19 protein-coding genes and 1 tRNA gene are annotated in these 16060 nt (G+C 67.6%); 7 read left to right on the forward strand and 13 right to left on the reverse strand.

Going from position 1 to position 16060, the window contains the following annotated elements; all coding sequences use genetic code 11:
- Nucleotides 1-107: 107 nt before the first annotated feature.
- The 3 genes from mscL to A5727_RS26985 all read right to left on the reverse strand — a co-directional run bounded on the left by mscL (nt 108) and on the right by A5727_RS26985 (nt 1659).
- Complete coding sequence (mscL, locus tag A5727_RS13245; protein WP_068249766.1) at nt 108-545, reverse strand: large-conductance mechanosensitive channel protein MscL; 438 nt, start codon at nt 543-545, stop codon at nt 108-110.
- A 77-nt stretch (nt 546-622) separates the two neighbouring features.
- Nucleotides 623-1276: an SAF domain-containing protein gene (locus A5727_RS13250; protein ID WP_068249767.1), complete on the reverse strand. Its 654-nt coding sequence runs from the start codon at nt 1274-1276 to the stop codon at nt 623-625.
- Between the two features lie 65 nt (nt 1277-1341).
- Complete coding sequence (locus A5727_RS26985) at nt 1342-1659, reverse strand: FmdB family zinc ribbon protein (RefSeq protein WP_082949785.1); 318 nt, start codon at nt 1657-1659, stop codon at nt 1342-1344.
- Nucleotides 1660-1795: 136 nt separating this feature from the next.
- Between A5727_RS26985 and A5727_RS13260 the strand changes: the two genes are divergently transcribed.
- Complete coding sequence (locus A5727_RS13260; protein WP_231992065.1) at nt 1796-2461, forward strand: HNH endonuclease family protein; 666 nt, start codon at nt 1796-1798, stop codon at nt 2459-2461.
- Here A5727_RS13260 and A5727_RS13265 read toward each other — a convergent pair.
- Nucleotides 2458-3066, reverse strand: coding sequence for a 5-formyltetrahydrofolate cyclo-ligase (locus A5727_RS13265; RefSeq protein WP_068249771.1), 609 nt, complete (start codon nt 3064-3066; stop codon nt 2458-2460). The two genes, A5727_RS13260 and A5727_RS13265, sit on opposite strands and share 4 nt — an antisense overlap.
- Nucleotides 3067-3137: 71 nt before the next feature.
- On the opposite strand from A5727_RS13265, the gene A5727_RS13270 reads away from it, so the two are divergent.
- The 6 genes from A5727_RS13270 (at nt 3138) to A5727_RS13295 (ending at nt 8567) form a co-directional block, all read left to right on the forward strand.
- Entirely contained in the window at nt 3138-4052 is a 915-nt protein-coding gene (locus tag A5727_RS13270; protein WP_068249874.1) for a UTP--glucose-1-phosphate uridylyltransferase, read from the forward strand.
- 50 nt (nt 4053-4102) lie between these two features.
- Nucleotides 4103-5359, forward strand: coding sequence for a molybdotransferase-like divisome protein Glp (gene glp / locus A5727_RS13275; RefSeq protein WP_068249773.1), 1257 nt, complete (start codon nt 4103-4105; stop codon nt 5357-5359).
- A 31-nt stretch (nt 5360-5390) separates the two neighbouring features.
- Nucleotides 5391-6020: a GNAT family N-acetyltransferase gene (locus tag A5727_RS13280; protein WP_068249774.1), complete on the forward strand. Its 630-nt coding sequence runs from the start codon at nt 5391-5393 to the stop codon at nt 6018-6020.
- 175 nt (nt 6021-6195) lie between these two features.
- Nucleotides 6196-7038, forward strand: a complete 843-nt coding sequence (locus A5727_RS13285) for a type IV toxin-antitoxin system AbiEi family antitoxin (RefSeq protein WP_068249876.1) — start codon at nt 6196-6198, stop codon at nt 7036-7038.
- 256 nt (nt 7039-7294) lie between these two features.
- Nucleotides 7295-8443 (forward strand): divisome protein SepX/GlpR, encoded by a 1149-nt coding sequence (gene sepX / locus A5727_RS13290; protein WP_068249776.1) that lies wholly within the window; start codon nt 7295-7297, stop codon nt 8441-8443.
- A 51-nt stretch (nt 8444-8494) separates the two neighbouring features.
- A tRNA-Ala gene (locus tag A5727_RS13295) sits at nt 8495-8567 on the forward strand.
- A gap of 58 nt (nt 8568-8625) precedes the next feature.
- Here the strand turns inward: A5727_RS13295 and A5727_RS13300 are convergent.
- The 9 genes from A5727_RS13300 to A5727_RS13340 all read right to left on the reverse strand — a co-directional run bounded on the left by A5727_RS13300 (nt 8626) and on the right by A5727_RS13340 (nt 16060).
- Nucleotides 8626-9369 (reverse strand): hypothetical protein, encoded by a 744-nt coding sequence (locus tag A5727_RS13300; RefSeq protein WP_068249778.1) that lies wholly within the window; start codon nt 9367-9369, stop codon nt 8626-8628.
- 204 nt (nt 9370-9573) lie between these two features.
- Complete coding sequence (locus A5727_RS13305) at nt 9574-10419, reverse strand: TauD/TfdA dioxygenase family protein (RefSeq protein ID WP_068249780.1); 846 nt, start codon at nt 10417-10419, stop codon at nt 9574-9576.
- A 33-nt stretch (nt 10420-10452) separates the two neighbouring features.
- Nucleotides 10453-10788: a hypothetical protein gene (locus A5727_RS13310; protein ID WP_068249782.1), complete on the reverse strand. Its 336-nt coding sequence runs from the start codon at nt 10786-10788 to the stop codon at nt 10453-10455.
- A gap of 2 nt (nt 10789-10790) precedes the next feature.
- Nucleotides 10791-12056 (reverse strand): aromatic ring-hydroxylating oxygenase subunit alpha, encoded by a 1266-nt coding sequence (locus A5727_RS13315; protein WP_068249786.1) that lies wholly within the window; start codon nt 12054-12056, stop codon nt 10791-10793.
- 44 nt (nt 12057-12100) lie between these two features.
- Nucleotides 12101-12847: an SDR family NAD(P)-dependent oxidoreductase gene (locus tag A5727_RS13320; protein ID WP_286150103.1), complete on the reverse strand. Its 747-nt coding sequence runs from the start codon at nt 12845-12847 to the stop codon at nt 12101-12103.
- Between the two features lie 16 nt (nt 12848-12863).
- Nucleotides 12864-13919: a ferredoxin--NADP reductase gene (locus A5727_RS13325; RefSeq protein ID WP_068249788.1), complete on the reverse strand. Its 1056-nt coding sequence runs from the start codon at nt 13917-13919 to the stop codon at nt 12864-12866.
- A 67-nt stretch (nt 13920-13986) separates the two neighbouring features.
- A complete protein-coding gene (locus tag A5727_RS13330; protein ID WP_068249880.1) occupies nt 13987-14439 on the reverse strand; it encodes a MarR family winged helix-turn-helix transcriptional regulator in 453 nt (150 codons plus the stop codon).
- A 29-nt stretch (nt 14440-14468) separates the two neighbouring features.
- A complete protein-coding gene (locus A5727_RS13335; protein ID WP_068249790.1) occupies nt 14469-15734 on the reverse strand; it encodes a metal-dependent hydrolase family protein in 1266 nt (421 codons plus the stop codon).
- The gene (locus tag A5727_RS13340; protein ID WP_068249792.1) at nt 15731-16060 is read right to left on the reverse strand and encodes a hypothetical protein; all 330 of its coding nucleotides are present in this window, start codon (nt 16058-16060) and stop codon (nt 15731-15733) included. Before A5727_RS13340 ends, A5727_RS13335 begins: the two co-directional genes overlap by 4 nt.

Here is a 16060-nt window from a genome sequence, read left to right on the forward strand (position 1 = left end):
CCCCCCCGCGCCCCCCCCCCCCCCCCCCGCCCGGGCGGGGCCCCCCCCCCCCCACCCCCCCCCCCCCCCCCCGCGGGGGGGGGGGGGGGCGTCACTCTTTTGTGGGGTCAGTGCCGAGTCGGCGGAATGGGGTCCGCTGCGGCACCATGCCGGCCCGCGGTGGAACCGTTGGACTGCTGCTGTAACAGGTCGCGGATCTCGGTCAGGACTGTGAGTTCCGTCTCATCTTCCTCGACCTTGGTGTCGCGTTCCTTCAGCTTTTTGAACGGCACCACGATCAGGAAGTACACGACTGCGGCCACCAGAAGGAAGTTGATCACCGACGTCAGTACCGCGTTCAGGTCGATGAACTGGTCTCCGCCCAGTGGGATTCGCAGGATGCCGTAGTCGGACTCGGGTCCGGCGCCGATACGGCTGATGAGTGGTTGGATCACATTGTCGGTGAACGTGGTCACCACCGCTGTGAACGCGGCGCCGATGACCACAGCGACCGCCAGGTCGATGACGTTGCCCCGGGCAATGAACTCCTTGAACCCCTTCAACATGGGGACACCTTTCTGCCGTCGAAGAATACTTTCCTGAGGTGAAAGGTTAGTCCTATGCGTTGGCGATTCAGAAGCACCTAGTGCAGCGTCAATGTCAGCGACTGCACCAACGCCGCCCCTGCCACGGTGTTTGCCGGACCGGAGGGGAGCGCGACGAGGACAACCCGGTCTCGGGTCTGCCCCGGCCCCTGCGGGGCGGCCGATACCAGCACGACGATGGCGTCGGTGGCGATGACCTTGGGCACGGAGTCTGATTCGGCGTGAGGCGCGGCGAGGATGTCGACGACGTCTCCCGAGCGGATGACGTCGAGCACCGCGTTGTCCGCCAGGTGCAGCGGCACGATCCGGGCGTCGGGTCCGGTGGCGGACTCCGCAAGGCGCGACCCGAGCAGACGGACGTCGGTGAGGACCTCGCCGCGGCGAACCGGACCCGCCACCGTCGCCCCCAGCACGGTCGCCGTCTCAACCTGCGCTCCATCGGGAAGTGTTGCCGCCGAGCGACTCTCGACATGCAGGTCGTCGGCGCTGACGGGAGTGCCGGGCGTCAGGTCGCGCGCGGCGATGACCACTGTGGTGAGGTCTGCATCCGGGTTGTCACGCACCACTGCCACGCCGGCGAGCAGGACAAGGCCCGCCGCGGCCAGGCGTCGGGCCCGGACGGTGTGCACCCAGTCGGGCTGCAGCGCCTGGCGCAGCCGGGTCAGCGCCGTCGGATCCAGCTCACTGCCCATGGCCGCACTGTAGGCAGCGTTCGATGCCTACGTGTGCGGCCGGCGGCGCGCCTGTGGATGGGGGATCAGCTCGACGCGGCGGCCGCGGGTGCCGCCGAGGAGCTGGAGCTCTTTTCGCTCGAGGAGGTCGACGACGACTTCTCCGACGAGGAGGACGAGGACTTTTCGCTGGAACTCGACGACGTCGATCCGGTGTTCTTGCTCGAATCCCGGCTGTCGGTCCGGTAGAAACCGCTGCCCTTGAACACCACACCGACCGAGTTGAACAACTTGCGCAGCCTGCCCTCGCACTTGGTGCACGTGGTCAGGGCGTCGTCGGTGAAGGCCTGGACCGCGTCGAAGCGGTCACCGCAGTCGGTACACGCGTAGCTGTAAGTCGGCACCAAGAACCTCCGCTGTCAAGTGAAACTGTTAGCACTCTACCGTCTCAAGTGCTAGAACCGCTATGTGGCCTCTCCCATTCCCGAGCCGCCCCAACGGTGGCGATGGGTCCGACCAGTCCTCACCATCCTCGTCATCGTGGCCTTGGTCGCGCTTGCCGCCGTCGTTCTGCGAGTCGGGCGGGACAACTACGCGCAACCGTCTCCGACCTGGACCCCGGCCCCCGCGTCGGATCCGCGCGTGGTGGCCGCCCGCGAGCGGCTGGCCGTGCTGCCCGTCAAGGGCTGGGACCGTGCCCAGGACTACCAGCGGCACCGGTTCGGCGAGGCGTGGAGCGACGACGTCGACGTCGAGTTCGGCCGCAACGGCTGCAACACACGCGACGACATCCTGCGCCGTGACCTCGCCGAAGTGGTGGTCCGGCCCAACACCTGCTTCGCCGACCGCGGTGTGCTGCGCGATCCCTACACCGCGACCGTGATCACCTTCGTCCGCGGTCCGGCGACGTCGAAGGCGATCGAGATCGACCACGTGGTCTCGCTGTCCGACGCCTGGTACAAGGGCGCCCGGAACTGGGACGACAAGCGTCGACTCGAGTTCGCCAACGACCCGCGCAACCTGCTGGCGGTCAGCTCGAAGGCCAACTTCGACAAGGCATTTCGGGACGCTGCGGGATGGCTCCCGCCCAACGAGGGATTCCGCTGCGAGTTCGTGGTGCGCCAGATCGAGGTCAAGACCAGTTACGGGCTGTGGGTGTCGGAGAACGAGAGGCGTTCGATGGCCGACGTCCTGAAGTCCTGCTAGTCCGTCTGGTTCTGCAGGTCGGTCACTCCGGCACCCGGGGTGGCCACCTGCGTCATGGGTACGTCGTGCGGGTCGGCGGGCAGTGCGTCGACGAATTCGCTGTCCCGGACGACCGCGACCAACCGGGCCGCGGGATCGCGAAACGGCAGTGAGCGGTCATAGAAGCCCGCACCGCGCCCCAACCGGACGCCGCGACGATCGACTGCCAGCGCGGGAATGATCAGCACGGCCGCCTCGGACACCGTGCCGGCGGGCAGTCGCGGGCCTGCCGGCTCCAGCAGACCGAAGCGCGCCGTGACCAGTCGGCCCGGTTCGTGGACGGCCCAGCGGAGGGGCTTCGGTTCGCCGGTGTCGACGACCGGCAGCAGCACCCGCACACCCGTGGCGGCCAAGACGTCGACCATGGCCGGTGATCCGGGCTCCGAACCCACGGGTACATAGGCGCACACTGTTGCACCCGAACCGACCTGTGCCGTCACGAAATCGGCGAGCGCGTCGGACAGCGCCTTCGCCTCGTCGGCGTGCACCGGCTCCGGCACGGATCGGCGCGCGGCAAGCAGCCGACGGCGCAGCGCAGCCTTGGCCTCGGCTGCCGGATTCTGCATCCGTTAACAATGGCATGACGTCACGGATGCCCGACTGACCTTGCCGGGGGTACACCGCTATGGTGATGTCCATGCCGCAGGGTCCTGAAGTACCGATTCCGCGCACCGCGATTGTGCCCGCGGCCGGTTTGGGGACCCGTTTTCTGCCGGCGACCAAGACCGTGCCGAAGGAACTGCTGCCCGTCGTCGACACCCCGGGTATTGAGCTCGTCGCCGCCGAGGCCGCGGCAGCCGGCGCTGAGCGTCTGGTGATCGTGACGTCCGAGGGCAAGGACGGTGTCGTCGCGCATTTCGTCCAGGACCTCGTCCTCGAGGGCACGCTGGAGGCCCGCGGCAAGCACGTCATGCTCGAAAAGGTTCGGCGCGCACCGGAACTGATCAAGGTCGAGTCGGTGGTCCAGGCCGAGCCGCTGGGCCTCGGGCACGCTGTGGCCTGCGTCGAGTCGGTGCTCGCACCCGACGAGGACGCCGTTGCGGTGCTGCTGCCCGACGATCTGGTGCTGCCCACCGGCGTGCTCGAGACCATGTCGAAGGTCCGCGCCAAGCGCGGCGGTTCGGTGCTGTGCGCGATCGAGGTGCCCGGTGACGAGATCAGCGCCTACGGCGTGTTCGACGTCGAGGTGGTTCCGGACGCGGCCAACCCCAACGTGCTGCGTGTCAAGGGCATGGTGGAGAAGCCCAAGCCCGAGGATGCTCCGTCGCCGTATGCGGCCGCGGGCAGATACGTCCTGGACCGGGCGATCTTCGATGCGCTGCGACGTGTACAGAAGGGTGTCGGTGGCGAGATTCAGCTCACCGACGCCATCGCCCTGCTGATCGACGAGGGCCATCCCGTCCATGTCGTCGTCCATCGCGGATCACGACACGACCTGGGAAATCCCGGCGGCTACCTCAAGGCTGCGGTTGACTTTGCTCTGGAACGTGATGACTACGGCCCAGAGTTGCGTCGCTGGCTGGTTGAGCGCCTGGGCCTGGCTGAGCAGTAGTTGGATCGTCGGACGGGGATGTCCCGCGTCCGACGGCGGAAAGGCGCACCGTGCGTTCGGTTGAGGAGCAGCAGGCCCGCGTGCAGGCCGCAGCTGTGGCACCCAGACCTGTCCGTGTCGCGATCGCCGAAGCGCAGGGCCTGATGTGCGCCGAAGAGGTCGTGACCGAGCGACCGCTGCCGGGCTTCGACCAGGCGGCCATCGACGGATATGCCGTGCGCAGCGTCGACGTGCTGGGAATCGGCGGCGATTCCGACGACGATCCCGGAGGCGGTGACATCAGCCTGCCCGTCATGGGCACCATCGATGCCGGCGCCCGCACGCCCAGCAGGCTGCAACCGCGGCAGGCCGCGCGCGTGCAGACCGGGGCACCGATGCCGACACTCGCCGACGCCGTGCTGCCGCTGCGCTGGACCGACGGCGGCCAGTCCCGGGTCCGGGTGCTGCGTGGGGTCCGGTCCGGGGCGTATGTCCGGCGGGCCGGGGATGACGTTCAACCCGGCGACGTCGCGGTGCGGGCAGGCACGATCATCGGGCCCGCGCAGGTGGGTCTGCTCGCGGCGGTCGGCCGGGAGCGGGTGCTGGTGCATCCCCGGCCCCGGGTCTCGGTGTTGTCGGTGGGCGGCGAACTGGTCGACATCTCCCGCACGCCCGGCAACGGCCAGGTCTATGACGTCAACTCCTACGCCCTGGCCGCGGCGGCGCGAGACGCGGGTGCCGAGGTCAACCGCGTGGGCATCGTCGACAGTGATCCCGCGAAGCTGCGCGAGGTCGTCGAGGGTCAGCTCAGTCGGGCCGAGGTCGTGGTGATCGCCGGTGCGGTCGGCGGCGCGGCGGCCGAACGCGTGCGTGCGGTGCTGTCGGAACTCGGTGAGATGGAAGTGACCCGCATCGCGATGCACCCGGGTTCGGTGCAGGGCTTCGGTCAACTCGGGCGCGAGGGCGTGCCGGTGTTCCTGCTGCCCGCGAACCCGGTGTCGGCCCTGGTCGTCTTCGAGATCATGGTGCGACCGCTGATCCGGTTGTCGCTCGGGAAGCGCCAACCCACCCGGCGTGTGGTGCAGGCGCGCACGCTCGCGCCCATCTCGTCGGTGGTGGGGCGCAAGGGTTATCTGCGTGGGCAGTTGATGCGTGACCAGGACACCGGGGAGTACCTGGTGCAGGCGCTCGGTGGGGCGCCAGGGGTCTCGTCGCATCTGCTGGCCACCCTCGCCGAGGCCAACTGCCTGGTGGTGATCCCCAGCGAGGCCGAGCAGATCCGTACCGGCGAGGTTGTGGACGTCGCCTTCCTCGCGCAGCGCGGTTGAGGTGACTCGGTCCTGGTTCGGTTCCAGCGCAATGCATCCGGGCTGGCCTGTGTCGGTGGGACCGCTGCGGGTGCGCGCCGGGGTGGTGCGGTTGCGGCCGATTCGGATGCGTGACGCCGCTGCCTGGAGCCGGCTCCGGATCGAGGACCGCCGTTTCCTGGAGCCGTGGGAACCTTCGGCCGACGTGGACTGGGTTGCCCGGCATGGGATTTCGGCCTGGCCCGCGATGTGCTCGGCGTTGCGCTCAGAAGCCCGCAAAGGGCGCATCCTGCCGCTCGTGATCGAGGTGGATGGGCAGTTCGCGGGCCAGCTGACCATCGGCAACATCACCCACGGGGCGTTGCGTTCGGCCTGGATCGGCTACTGGGTGCACAGCGAGCTCACGGGCGGGGGAGTGGCCACGGGCGCGCTGGCGCTGGGGCTGGACCACGCGTTCGGTCCCGTGCATCTGCACCGTGTCGAGGCGACCGTGCGGCCGGAGAACGCCGCGAGCCGAGCGGTGTTGGCCAAGGCCGGTTTTCGCGAGGAGGGTCTGCTGCGGCGCTATCTCGACGTCGACGGCGCCTGGCGCGATCACCTGCTCGTGGCGATGACCGTCGAAGAGGTGTCGGGGTCGGTGGCGGCGTCGCTGGTGCGGGCGGGCAAGGCGCGCTGGGCCTAGTCTTCTCTGCGCCGAGTTGTCGCTGAGGGCTGTGATTCTCGCGGGATCGCAGCCAATTCAGACATCTCGCGCTGTGATTCTCGCGGGATCCACAGTCATGTCCTCATCCACAGCGATCCAGTGCCGACAGCGTCAGTGAAGGGGCAGCGTCGGTGTGGGCTCCGACCATGCCGACATGCATGGACCGATCATCGGCCCCGAGGAGGTGGCTGCCGGGGCGCTGACCCGGGGGCGTCTGCGATGGAACTTCGAACCCGTCGTCCCGCGGGTGTATGTCCCGAAGGGTGCGGCGTTGACACTGCTCGCCAGGACCGAAGCGGTCTGGCTGTGGACAGGTCGGGAAGGCGTCATCGCTGGTCGTGCCGCCGCGGCGCTGCACGGCGTGCGCTGGATCGACGCCGACATCCCCGTCGAGGTGATCGCGCCCGGTAGGCGGCGCCGACCCGGGGTCATCGCGCGGCAGGAGCGCATCGCCGACGATGAGGTCGTCGAGATCGCCGGGATGCGTGTCACCTCCCCGGCGCGCACCGCGTTCGATCTCGCCCGACACCTGATGCCTGATCCCGCGGTTGCCCATCTCGACGCGCTTGCTGGGGTGACCGGCTTCGACAACGCGCTCGTGATGGCGATCGCCGACCGCTATCCGGGTGCGCGGTGGCTTCGGCGTGCTCGTACCGCGTTGGATCTCGTCGATGCCGGGGCGCAGTCGCCGCGGGAGACCTGGCTGCGACTGCTGGTGATGCGGGCAGGCTTTCCTCGGCCGCGCACTCAGATCTGGGTCAGCGACGGCATGCTCAACGCGTACCTCGACATGGGCTGGGATGAGCCGAAGATCGGCCTGGAGTACGACGGTCAGTATCACTTCACGGACCGTTCCCGTTATGTCCGCGACCTCGCCCGCGACGACATGGTGCGTGCCCAGGGCTGGCGCAATATCCGGGTGGTGGCCGAACACAGTCAGAACAACATCCTGCGACGGGTCCGTCAGGCATGGTCCGAGCGTGGACGGGCGGCGTGACGCTACCCGTGGTCGCCGAGATGTCGTGATTGGTTGTCGAATCGGGTGGATCACAGCCCGTGGGCGCATTTCGAGGGGGCGGGTCGCCGAGATGTCGCGATTGGGTGTGCAGAAAACCCCCCACCTGTTACTGGTGTGACATTTGAGGCTGTTGGTGCTTGTATCCGGTGAATTACAGGTGTGTAATTGACCTCGGCGCGCCGCGCACGGCCGCGCTGGTCACAGACCTAGCCTGGAGGGGAAAGGAAAGGCCACCATGCCGAGCATCCCCCAATCTCTACTCTGGATTTCCCTCGTGGTGCTCTGGCTGTTCGTGCTGGTGCCCATGTTGGTGAACAAGCGTGACGCCGTGAAGCGCACCAGTGACGTGGCGCTGGCCACGCGGGTGCTCAACACCGGTAGTCGCGCCGCCCGCCTGATCAAGCGGAGAGGGCCCGCGGCCGGCCATGCCAGCGATCCCCACTGGCGGCGGGAAAGCGATCTCGACGAGGATCCGGACGATTACGACGACGACGCGACCGGTCCCGTCGTCGTCACCGGCAAGCCGCGAACCCGGTCGGTCGCCGTGGTGACCTCGCTCGCCGAAGAGGACGAGCCGGACTATCTCGATGTGGACGTCGTCGACGAGGATTCCGGCGCCCTGCCCGTCGGACGGGTCGTCTCCGGGTTGAAGCAGGAGCCGACGCAAGCGCGGCACGAGGACGAGCTGCCGCTCGAATTCGCCACTGCCGAAACGGAATTCGAACCCGTCGCAGAGACCGCACCCGAGCCCGAACCCGAGCCTGTGGCCGAGGCGCCGGAGCCCGAACCGGAGTCTGAGTCCGAGCCCGAGGTGTCCGCTGAAGCGGACGAGGACGACACTCTCGAGGACGACCTCGACGAAGGCTACGAGTACGAGTACGTCGAAGACACGTCGGGCCTTGAAGCCGAGGACGAGCCTGCCGCGGGCGAGGAGGCTCGCGCCGTGCCGCTGTCCCGCGACCGTCGCTACCACCAGTCGAAGACCGCGGCCGCCGTCGAGGCTCGCAAGTACCGATTCCGCAAGAACGTCCTGCTGGTCATGGCCATCGCGATGGTGGTCTCGGCCATGGCGGCATTCCTGCTCGCATCCGCCATGTGGTGGGTGTGCGGTGCCGTGGCGACGATGACGGTGCTCTACCTGGCCTACCTGCGGCGGCAGACCCGGATCGAGGAGCGACTGCGGCGGCGTCGGATGCAGCGGATGGCTCGGTCCCGGCTGGGCGTCGAGAACACCCAGGATCGCGATCTGGATGTCGTGCCGGCCCGGCTGCGTCGGCCCGGCGCCGCCGTCCTGGAGATCGACGACGAGGATCCGGAATTCGAACACCTCGAATACGTGCCGTTCGCGCGGGAGTTCGACCTGCCGCGCGCTGCGGGGCAGTGACGAGCCGGTTTCTGGTTGGGGCCGGTGGGCTGGTAGCCTACTGGCGACCAAGGGGCTATGGCGCAGTTGGTAGCGCGACTCGTTCGCATCGAGTAGGTCAGGGGTTCGATTCCCCTTAGCTCCACAATCGAAATGGCAGGTCAGGCAACTGACCTGCCATTTCTCGTCGGTGGCCGTGCGGCTCAGGAGAACGGGTCATAATCGCCTGCGCGCAAAGTGGGTTGGGACGGCTGCCAGCTCGGCTGCGCCGGTGGCACAACAGCGCCGACAGCAACCGGCTGGGGCACCCGCGCAGGCGTGGTGTGGGCCGCGCGGCGTGCCGGGGGTGCAGAACGGGCCGAGCGTTGCGGCGCGAACAACATCGCGACGGCCGCGACCGCCACCACCGCCGCGACGATGGCAGTCACCCGGGTCATGGTCGCCAGCCACGCCACCTGGAACGTCGGCGTCAGCAGCCACACCGCAGGCGCGGCCGCCACGGCGACTGCGCATCCGATCGTCGTCGGCACTCTCGTGTGTGCCCGGCCCCGGACGCATCGAAAGGCCAACCAACAGACCACGGCGGCCAACGCCACGAGTGCCACCGCGGCGGTCAGGGCGATCGTCCTGACATCGCCGTAGAACATCTCCAGTTCGGGCAACGCGAGGACGACGGCGGCCGCCGACGTGACCATCGCGGTGCCCACACCCGAGAACAGCCAGCCGGCAAGCGGGTTGGGGATCGTGGGCCGTCTCGATGCGCGCGAGCCGCCGGGACGCGCCAACTGGACCGTCATCTCGTCGGCACCCGGCAGCGAGTAGGGCGAGGGTGGTGGCGGCAGCGGACGGGCCGGGGCGCTGGGCGCCGGTGCCCTCAGGTGACCGGCACTGGGCGGCGGTGAACCGAAGGGATCCGAGTGGCCGAAGGGATCGACACCGTGCTGCATCTCAGTGCCCTGTCCTCACGGGCAGCGTCATCCACACCATGTATCGAGCCTAAGTGCCACGGCAGAGGGGTAACTGCACCAAATTTCCTCGGGGTAGCGCCAGGTAGATCACCAGCACGGCGCCCCACAGCACCGTCAGCCAGGCAAGCAGCTGCACTGCCCATTGGTCGCCGATCGGCTAATCGGCGACCAATGGTCCTGCGGTCACTGGATGGGTTCGTCGCCGAGGACGGTGGTGCGCAGCATGTGGCGAGGTGAGTTGGGTTCATACGGGGCCGCGCGGTGCAGGACGCCCTGGTTGTCCCAGATGACGGTGTCGCCGATGGACCATCGGTGGCTGTACACCTTGTCGGGAGTGGTGGCGTGGGCCAGCAGGTCGGCCAGCAGTGCCCGGCCCTCGTCGAGATCCATGCCGACGATGTAGTCCGCCGACGCGCCCAGCACCAGTGACCTGCGCCCATTGCGGTGCGTCCACACGAGCGGGTTCTCGTGGGTCGGGCGCTCACTCCACCGGCGCCGCTGTTCAGGGGTGGGGTCGGGGTACACCCGTCGCTGCGAGGCCTCGAGCGAATGCACCACGCGCAGCGTGCCGTAACGCTCCTTGTCGGCCTCGTCGAGAGTGTCGTAAGCGGCGTAGGCGTTCGCGAACTCGGTTTCACCGCCGCGAGTGGCCACCTCGACCGCGGTCAGCACCGTGGCCTTCTGCGGGCATTCGCCATGCAGTGGGGTGCAGCCGTCGATGTGCCAGTCGAACGTGGCCTTGAGGTATTCGGCCGCCTTGTTCTTGGTCTTGTCCAGGGTGATGGGGTAGATGCCCGATACCGGGTGGTGGCCGTCAGCGGAGCGGTCGATGCTGCCGAGTCGCTGTGAGAATGCCACTTGGGCTTCGGGATTCAGGTTCAGGTTGTGAAACACCAGCACACCGTTGTCCTCGAGCGCGTCCAGCACGGCCGCGCCGAGGCCGTCGTCGGTGGCCAGGCGCTCCGGATCGACGCCCGCCACCTCAGCACCCACCGACGTGGTCAGCTTGTTGATCGTCAACACACTCATCGGTGTGTCCTTTCGTGTTCGGAGGGTGGGGGGCTAGGGGCGCGGTTCGCCGGTGCGGACCATGACAGCGTCGGCCGCGTCGGTGGGGGCGGGTTGATGCATGATCTCCACCGCCATGGCGACCATGACCAGCGAATAGATCAGGTGCAGCAGGTTGACGGCGTCGTCGGGCATGTCGTCGAGGGGGAACTTGTCGCAGTACTCGATCGCCTCCTCGACCCGTGGGAAGAAGTCGTCGTAGAAGCGCTGCATCTCGGGCATGGTGCTGGAGAGGCGCTGTGCCCATCGCTCGGACTCCGTGGGCAGACACCAGGTTTCGGCGTGTGGCTCCAACTCGGCGAACGCGCTGGGGAGTCGGTCGGCCGCCATGGTCACACCCCCGCCGCTGCGCGACTGTTCTGGTACGCCTGCACCCAGTCGACCGACATCTTGTGCAGATGACGCACCAGGATCTCCTGATCGCTGAGCGGGAAGTCGTCGATCACGTCGTACTCCAGGGCGGCCTGCGTGCCGCCGAGCATGCCCGCGTCCTGGAGGGCGAACTCCTTGAGGACCACCGCGGCCACCTCGTGCTCGATGCGTTCCCGTACGGTACGGGCGGGGTGGAAGTAGGTGAAGGCCTCGAAGCGGTGGGTGTTGTGTGAGGTCGGCCAGTAGCGGTAGAGCAGGTACCACCCGCCGTAGATCAGGATCTCCAGATTGGGGAAGATCTGAAAGTTGCTGATACCCCACGGTTCGATGCCGCCGGGGTTGAGTGCGGCCGGCAGTTCACCGATGTCCGGGGTCCGCCAGGGGCCCACAAGTCCGCTCTGCGTGGCCCGTTCGATCGGGTACATGTACTCGGGCGCGAGCAGCCAGCGTCGAGTGCCCGCCGTCGAGACGACACGATGCGGACCGTCAAGCTGGAAGTGCCCACAGGTGAAGCCCGCGTTGGGATCCCGCACCTCGGGCGGCACCTGCTGGGTGTGCAGCGACGGCACGTGGTAGTACTCCTGGAAGGCGTCGGCGAAGATCTTCCAGTTGCTGTTGTTGTGCGCCACCCAGTCGTATCGCTCGGTGAGCCGGTCGAACGGGTAGTCCTCGAGGGCGGTGACCATGGGACCGAGGAACTCCCGCAGGCTCTGGTCCGGCTCCGGGTTCATGGTGACGAACACGAATCCGGCCCAGACGTCGCATTGCACTGGGAGCAGTCCGTAGTCGGCGGTGTCCAGTCCTGCGAACTGATCGGCGTCCGGCAGTGCCGTCAGTGTTCCGTCGAGCGAGTAGCTCCACCCGCAGGTTCGGCACTGGAATTCGTCTCCGGTGCTGCGCAGTTCGGTGGCGCGAAAGTCGGGCGTCACCAGGGCGTGGCCGCGTCTGCGACAGAGGTTGTGGAAGGCGCGGATCCCGCCCTCGCGGTCGCGGACCAGCAGCAGCGACGCGTCGGCGGCCTCGATCTGCCTGGTGATGTAGCTCCCCGATTCGGGTGTCTCCTCCACCCGACTGATGTTGAGCCAGGCCCGTTTGAAGACCGCCTCCCGCTCCAGCGCGTAGAACTCCGGAGAGATGGAGTCGCGGAATGGGATTGGCCCGGTGCCCAGGTCAGGGTAATGCTCGGTCCAGGAACCTTCCGCCGGCTTGGGCCATTTGGTGGCCATACGTACCTCCGTGTGACGAGTGGTGCGGGACTGTCGACGACGATCTACATCACGGCGCCACCGTTGACGCCGAGGGTCTGTCCGGTGATGAATCCGGCCTCTTCGGAGCACAGGAATCCCACTGCCGCAGCGATGTCCGTTCCGGTGCCCAATCGCCCGACCGGGATGTTGGCGGCGATGGTCTCGTTGGGCGGCAGGAACCCCGCGGCCTGCGATGCGTGCTGCATCGGAGTCTCGATGCCCGATGGGGGAATGTTGTTGACGGTGATGCCGTGTGCGGCGTACTCGCGGGCCAAGGATTTCGTCAGGGTCAACAACGCGCCCTTGGAGGCCGCATAGTGTGCCGCAAAGGGGGTGCCGCGCTGCGCACTTGAGGACGAGATCATCACGATCCGGCCCCATCCGGCGTCGATCATGTCGGGCAGGGCCACCTGGCAGCACCGGAAGGTGCCGCTGAGATTCACTTCGAGCATCTGCGCCCAGGTCTCCTCCGTGATCTCGGCGAAGGACGCATATCCGAACTTGCCCGCACTGGTGACCAGGATGCCGACGGGGCCCAGTTCGCTGCGGACCTTGCCGAAGGCGTCCTCGACCGCGGTTCGGTCGGTGATGTCGACGCCCACCGCGCAGGCCGTCACACCCGCCGCCCGCAGGTCGTCGGTGACCCGTTGTGCGGCTTCGATGTTCACGTCCAGGACCGCGACGTGGTGGCCCCGACTGCCCAACTCGTGGCAGGTCGCCTCGCCCATGCCTGATGCGCCGCCGGTCACCACGGCCACCCTGTGCGTCACGTCCGCCACTCCTGTGTCACTCGTACACCACCTCAACCTTGGGACTGGTCGGCAACGCCTGACACGTCACGACCCAGCCCTCGTCGACTTCGTCGTCATCGAGGGCGTCGTTGTTGTTCATGCGTGCGCTACCCGCTGTCACCTGCGCCATACATGTTCCGCACGAACCGGTCTCGCAGGAGGACGGCGCCTTCAGTCCGGCAAGGCGAGCGGTCTGCAACAGCGTGTTTCCCGCGCGGTAGGGCACGGTGATGGTCTGGCGTCCGAGCGTGATGGTCACCTCTTCGGTGACGGCGGTCTCGGCCGGATTCGGCGGCGGGACCGAGGCGACGGTGAAGCGCTCCAAGTGCAGGTTCGCCTTGGGGACGCCGGCGTCGCGCAGCACTCGTTCGACGGTGTCCATGAACGGTGTGGGGCCGCAGACGTAGTAGTCGGTGTGGGGGTGGCTGCCGTCGGCGATGAAGTCGGCGATCCGCTGCGGTGAGACCACGCCGTCCTGATCATCGAGATGATGGTGCACCTCGAAGCGGCCGCGATGGGTGCCCGTCAGGTCTGCCAACGCGTCCCGAAAGATCACCGAGTCGCGACTGCGGTTCGCATAGAACAGTCGTGCCCGGCGGGCGGTGGCTGCCAACGTCGAGTGCACCAGGGAGAACACCGGGGTGATGCCACTGCCGCCCGCGAACGTGACGACGTCGCGATCGGTCTCGGTGAGCACGAAACGCCCCTCAGGGGGTGAGGTGTGCAGGTCGTGGCCGACGGTCATGGTGTCGTTGATCCAGTTGGAGACCAGACCATCGCGGTCGCGTTTGACGGTGATCCGCAGGTCGGACTCGACGGCGGGGGCGGAGGACATCGAATAGCAGCGGCGATGTTCCGCGCCGTCGATCGTGACGCGCACGGTCACGAATTGGCCAGCCCGGTAACGGAATCGGTCCCTGCTGGCTTCGGGAACGTCGAGGACGAGGGACACCGCGTCGGTGGTCTCCCGGACCACCGCCTTGACCCGTAGGGGAGTGAAACCGTGCGCGTCGGCCACGGATCGGTGCGGGGTTGTTGTCGGTTCCTCCATCGCGGCCAACAATATCAAGTACTTGTTATTAATCTCAAGGGCTTGATATGCATCGGTGCTCGGTGGTCTAGGTGTCGATGTGGTCGGAATGCGGGGTGTGCCCGGTGCCCTGTTCGATCACTCGCCGCAGAAGGGCACGCAACTGCTCCTGCTCCGCGCTGCTGAGCACGCCGAACACCCGATCGTGGGCGGCGACGGCATCCGCGAACACCGAGGAGGCCACCGCCCGGCCCTCGTCGGTGAGGAAGACCTGAAGGATGCGCCCGTGCTGGGGATCCTGTTTGCGCTCAACCAGGCCGCGCTTCTCCAGGGCCGTGAGTGCGAGTTGCACGCCCTGCGGGGTGATCAGCAGGCGGCGGGCCAGCTCGGCTCCGGAGAGGCCGGGTTGGTTGGCCAACTGGCGCAGGACGCCGATCTGGGCGGTGCTGACGCCGTGCTCTTTGACGGCCTCGTTGACCTCGGTGAGGGAGAAGTAGAACGCCTGCTTGAGCCACCACAGGGTGTTGTCGGTGAGTTCCATCTCGCCTCCTTCCGCGCCCACTCGTGACGCTAGCGCATGGTGTTCTTATAGATCGTGCCGTCCTTCATCACGAACCTGACGTCGAGGGTCGCCGCGATGTCCACACTCGGGTCACCCGGGACGGCGATGACGTCGGCAAGGAAGCCCGGTGCCAACTGCCCGAGTTCGTCGGCGACGTCCACCAGTTCGGCGCTGGTGAGCGTCGCGGCCCGCAGTGCCTGCATCGGGGTCATGCCGCGCGCGACGAGGGCGCACAGTTCTTTGGCGTTCTCACCGTGCGGGATCGCGGGAGCGTCGGTGCCGCAGGCGATCCGCACGCCAGCGGCAATGGCCTTGGGCAGCATGGCCTTTGCCCGCGGGAATACCTCGTTGGCCTTCTTACGCAGTTCCGGTGCGATGCGGTCGATCGCCATCGCGTCGGTGAGATAGGTGGTCGACACCAGGAAGGTTCCGTGGTCGACCATCATCTGAATCGTCTCGTCACTGGCCAGGAAGCCGTGTTCGATGCAGTCGATGCCGGCCCGGATGCAGGCCTGGATCGCGCTGTCCCCGACCGCGTGGGCGGCCACCTTCACTCCGGCGCGGTGGGCCTCATCGGCGATCGCGGCGAACTCCGCGTCGGAGTACTGCTGGGCGCCCGGTGAGGTGCTGTGGGACATCACGCCGCCCGAGGCCGAGACCTTGATCAGCTTGGCGCCGTGTCGGATCTGGTAGCGCACGCAGGCGGTGACATCGGGGACTCCGTTGGCGATGCCCTCGGCCACGGACAGCGGCATGATTCCCGGCGCCAGCCGTTGAAAGACCGTCGGATCCAGGTGTCCGCCGTACGGCGTGACGGCGTGGCCCGCGGGGTGGATGCGCGGCCCCTGATGCCACCCCTGGTCGATGGCGCGCTGTAGAGCGACATCGAGGAGGTAACCGCCGGTCTTCACCATCAGGCCGAGGTTGCGCACGGTGGTGAATCCGGCATCGAGCGTGGTGCGGGCGTTGACCGCGCCTCGCAGCGTCCGGTAGGCCGGGTCGTCCTGCACGCCGTGCATCGGGGTGGGCAGCCCGTCCGGGTTGCCCGGTCCGCCGATGAGCAGGTTGAGTTCCATGTCCATCAGCCCGGGTAGCAGCGTGACGTCGCCCAGGTCGACGACGGTCGCCGAGTCCGGAAGCGGTGCCGCGGGATTGACGTCGGTGATCCTGTTGCCCTCGACGACCACGACCGCGGGGGAGCGGACCTCGCCCGCGGCGACGTCAAGCCACCGCGCGGCCCGCAGAACCGTCGTCGCGGTTTCGGCTGCGGTCACGGCACAGGCTCGGCGACGCAGTCCAGCGTTGTCGCACCGGAATCCGGTACCCGTGGCTGCTTCCAGCACTCCACCGGGAAGGACACTGTGACCATCGAGTACAGCAGGTGCATGAGGTTCAGCACATCCTCGGGCATGTCGTCGAGGCTGAACTTGTCGCAGTAGGAGATCGCCTCCTCGGCGCGCGGGGTGATCGCGTCATAGAAGGCCTGCATCTGAGTCATGGTGCTGTTCAGGCGTTTCGCGTAGCGCTCCGGCTCACTGGCCAGGCACCAGTCCGCGAAGGGCTCGAGGTCGGCGAATTCGGTGGGCAGTCTGGTGCTCAT

The sequence above is a fragment of the Mycobacterium sp. ACS4331 genome, assembly GCF_001667265.1.
Taxonomy (GTDB): domain Bacteria; phylum Actinomycetota; class Actinomycetes; order Mycobacteriales; family Mycobacteriaceae; genus Mycobacterium.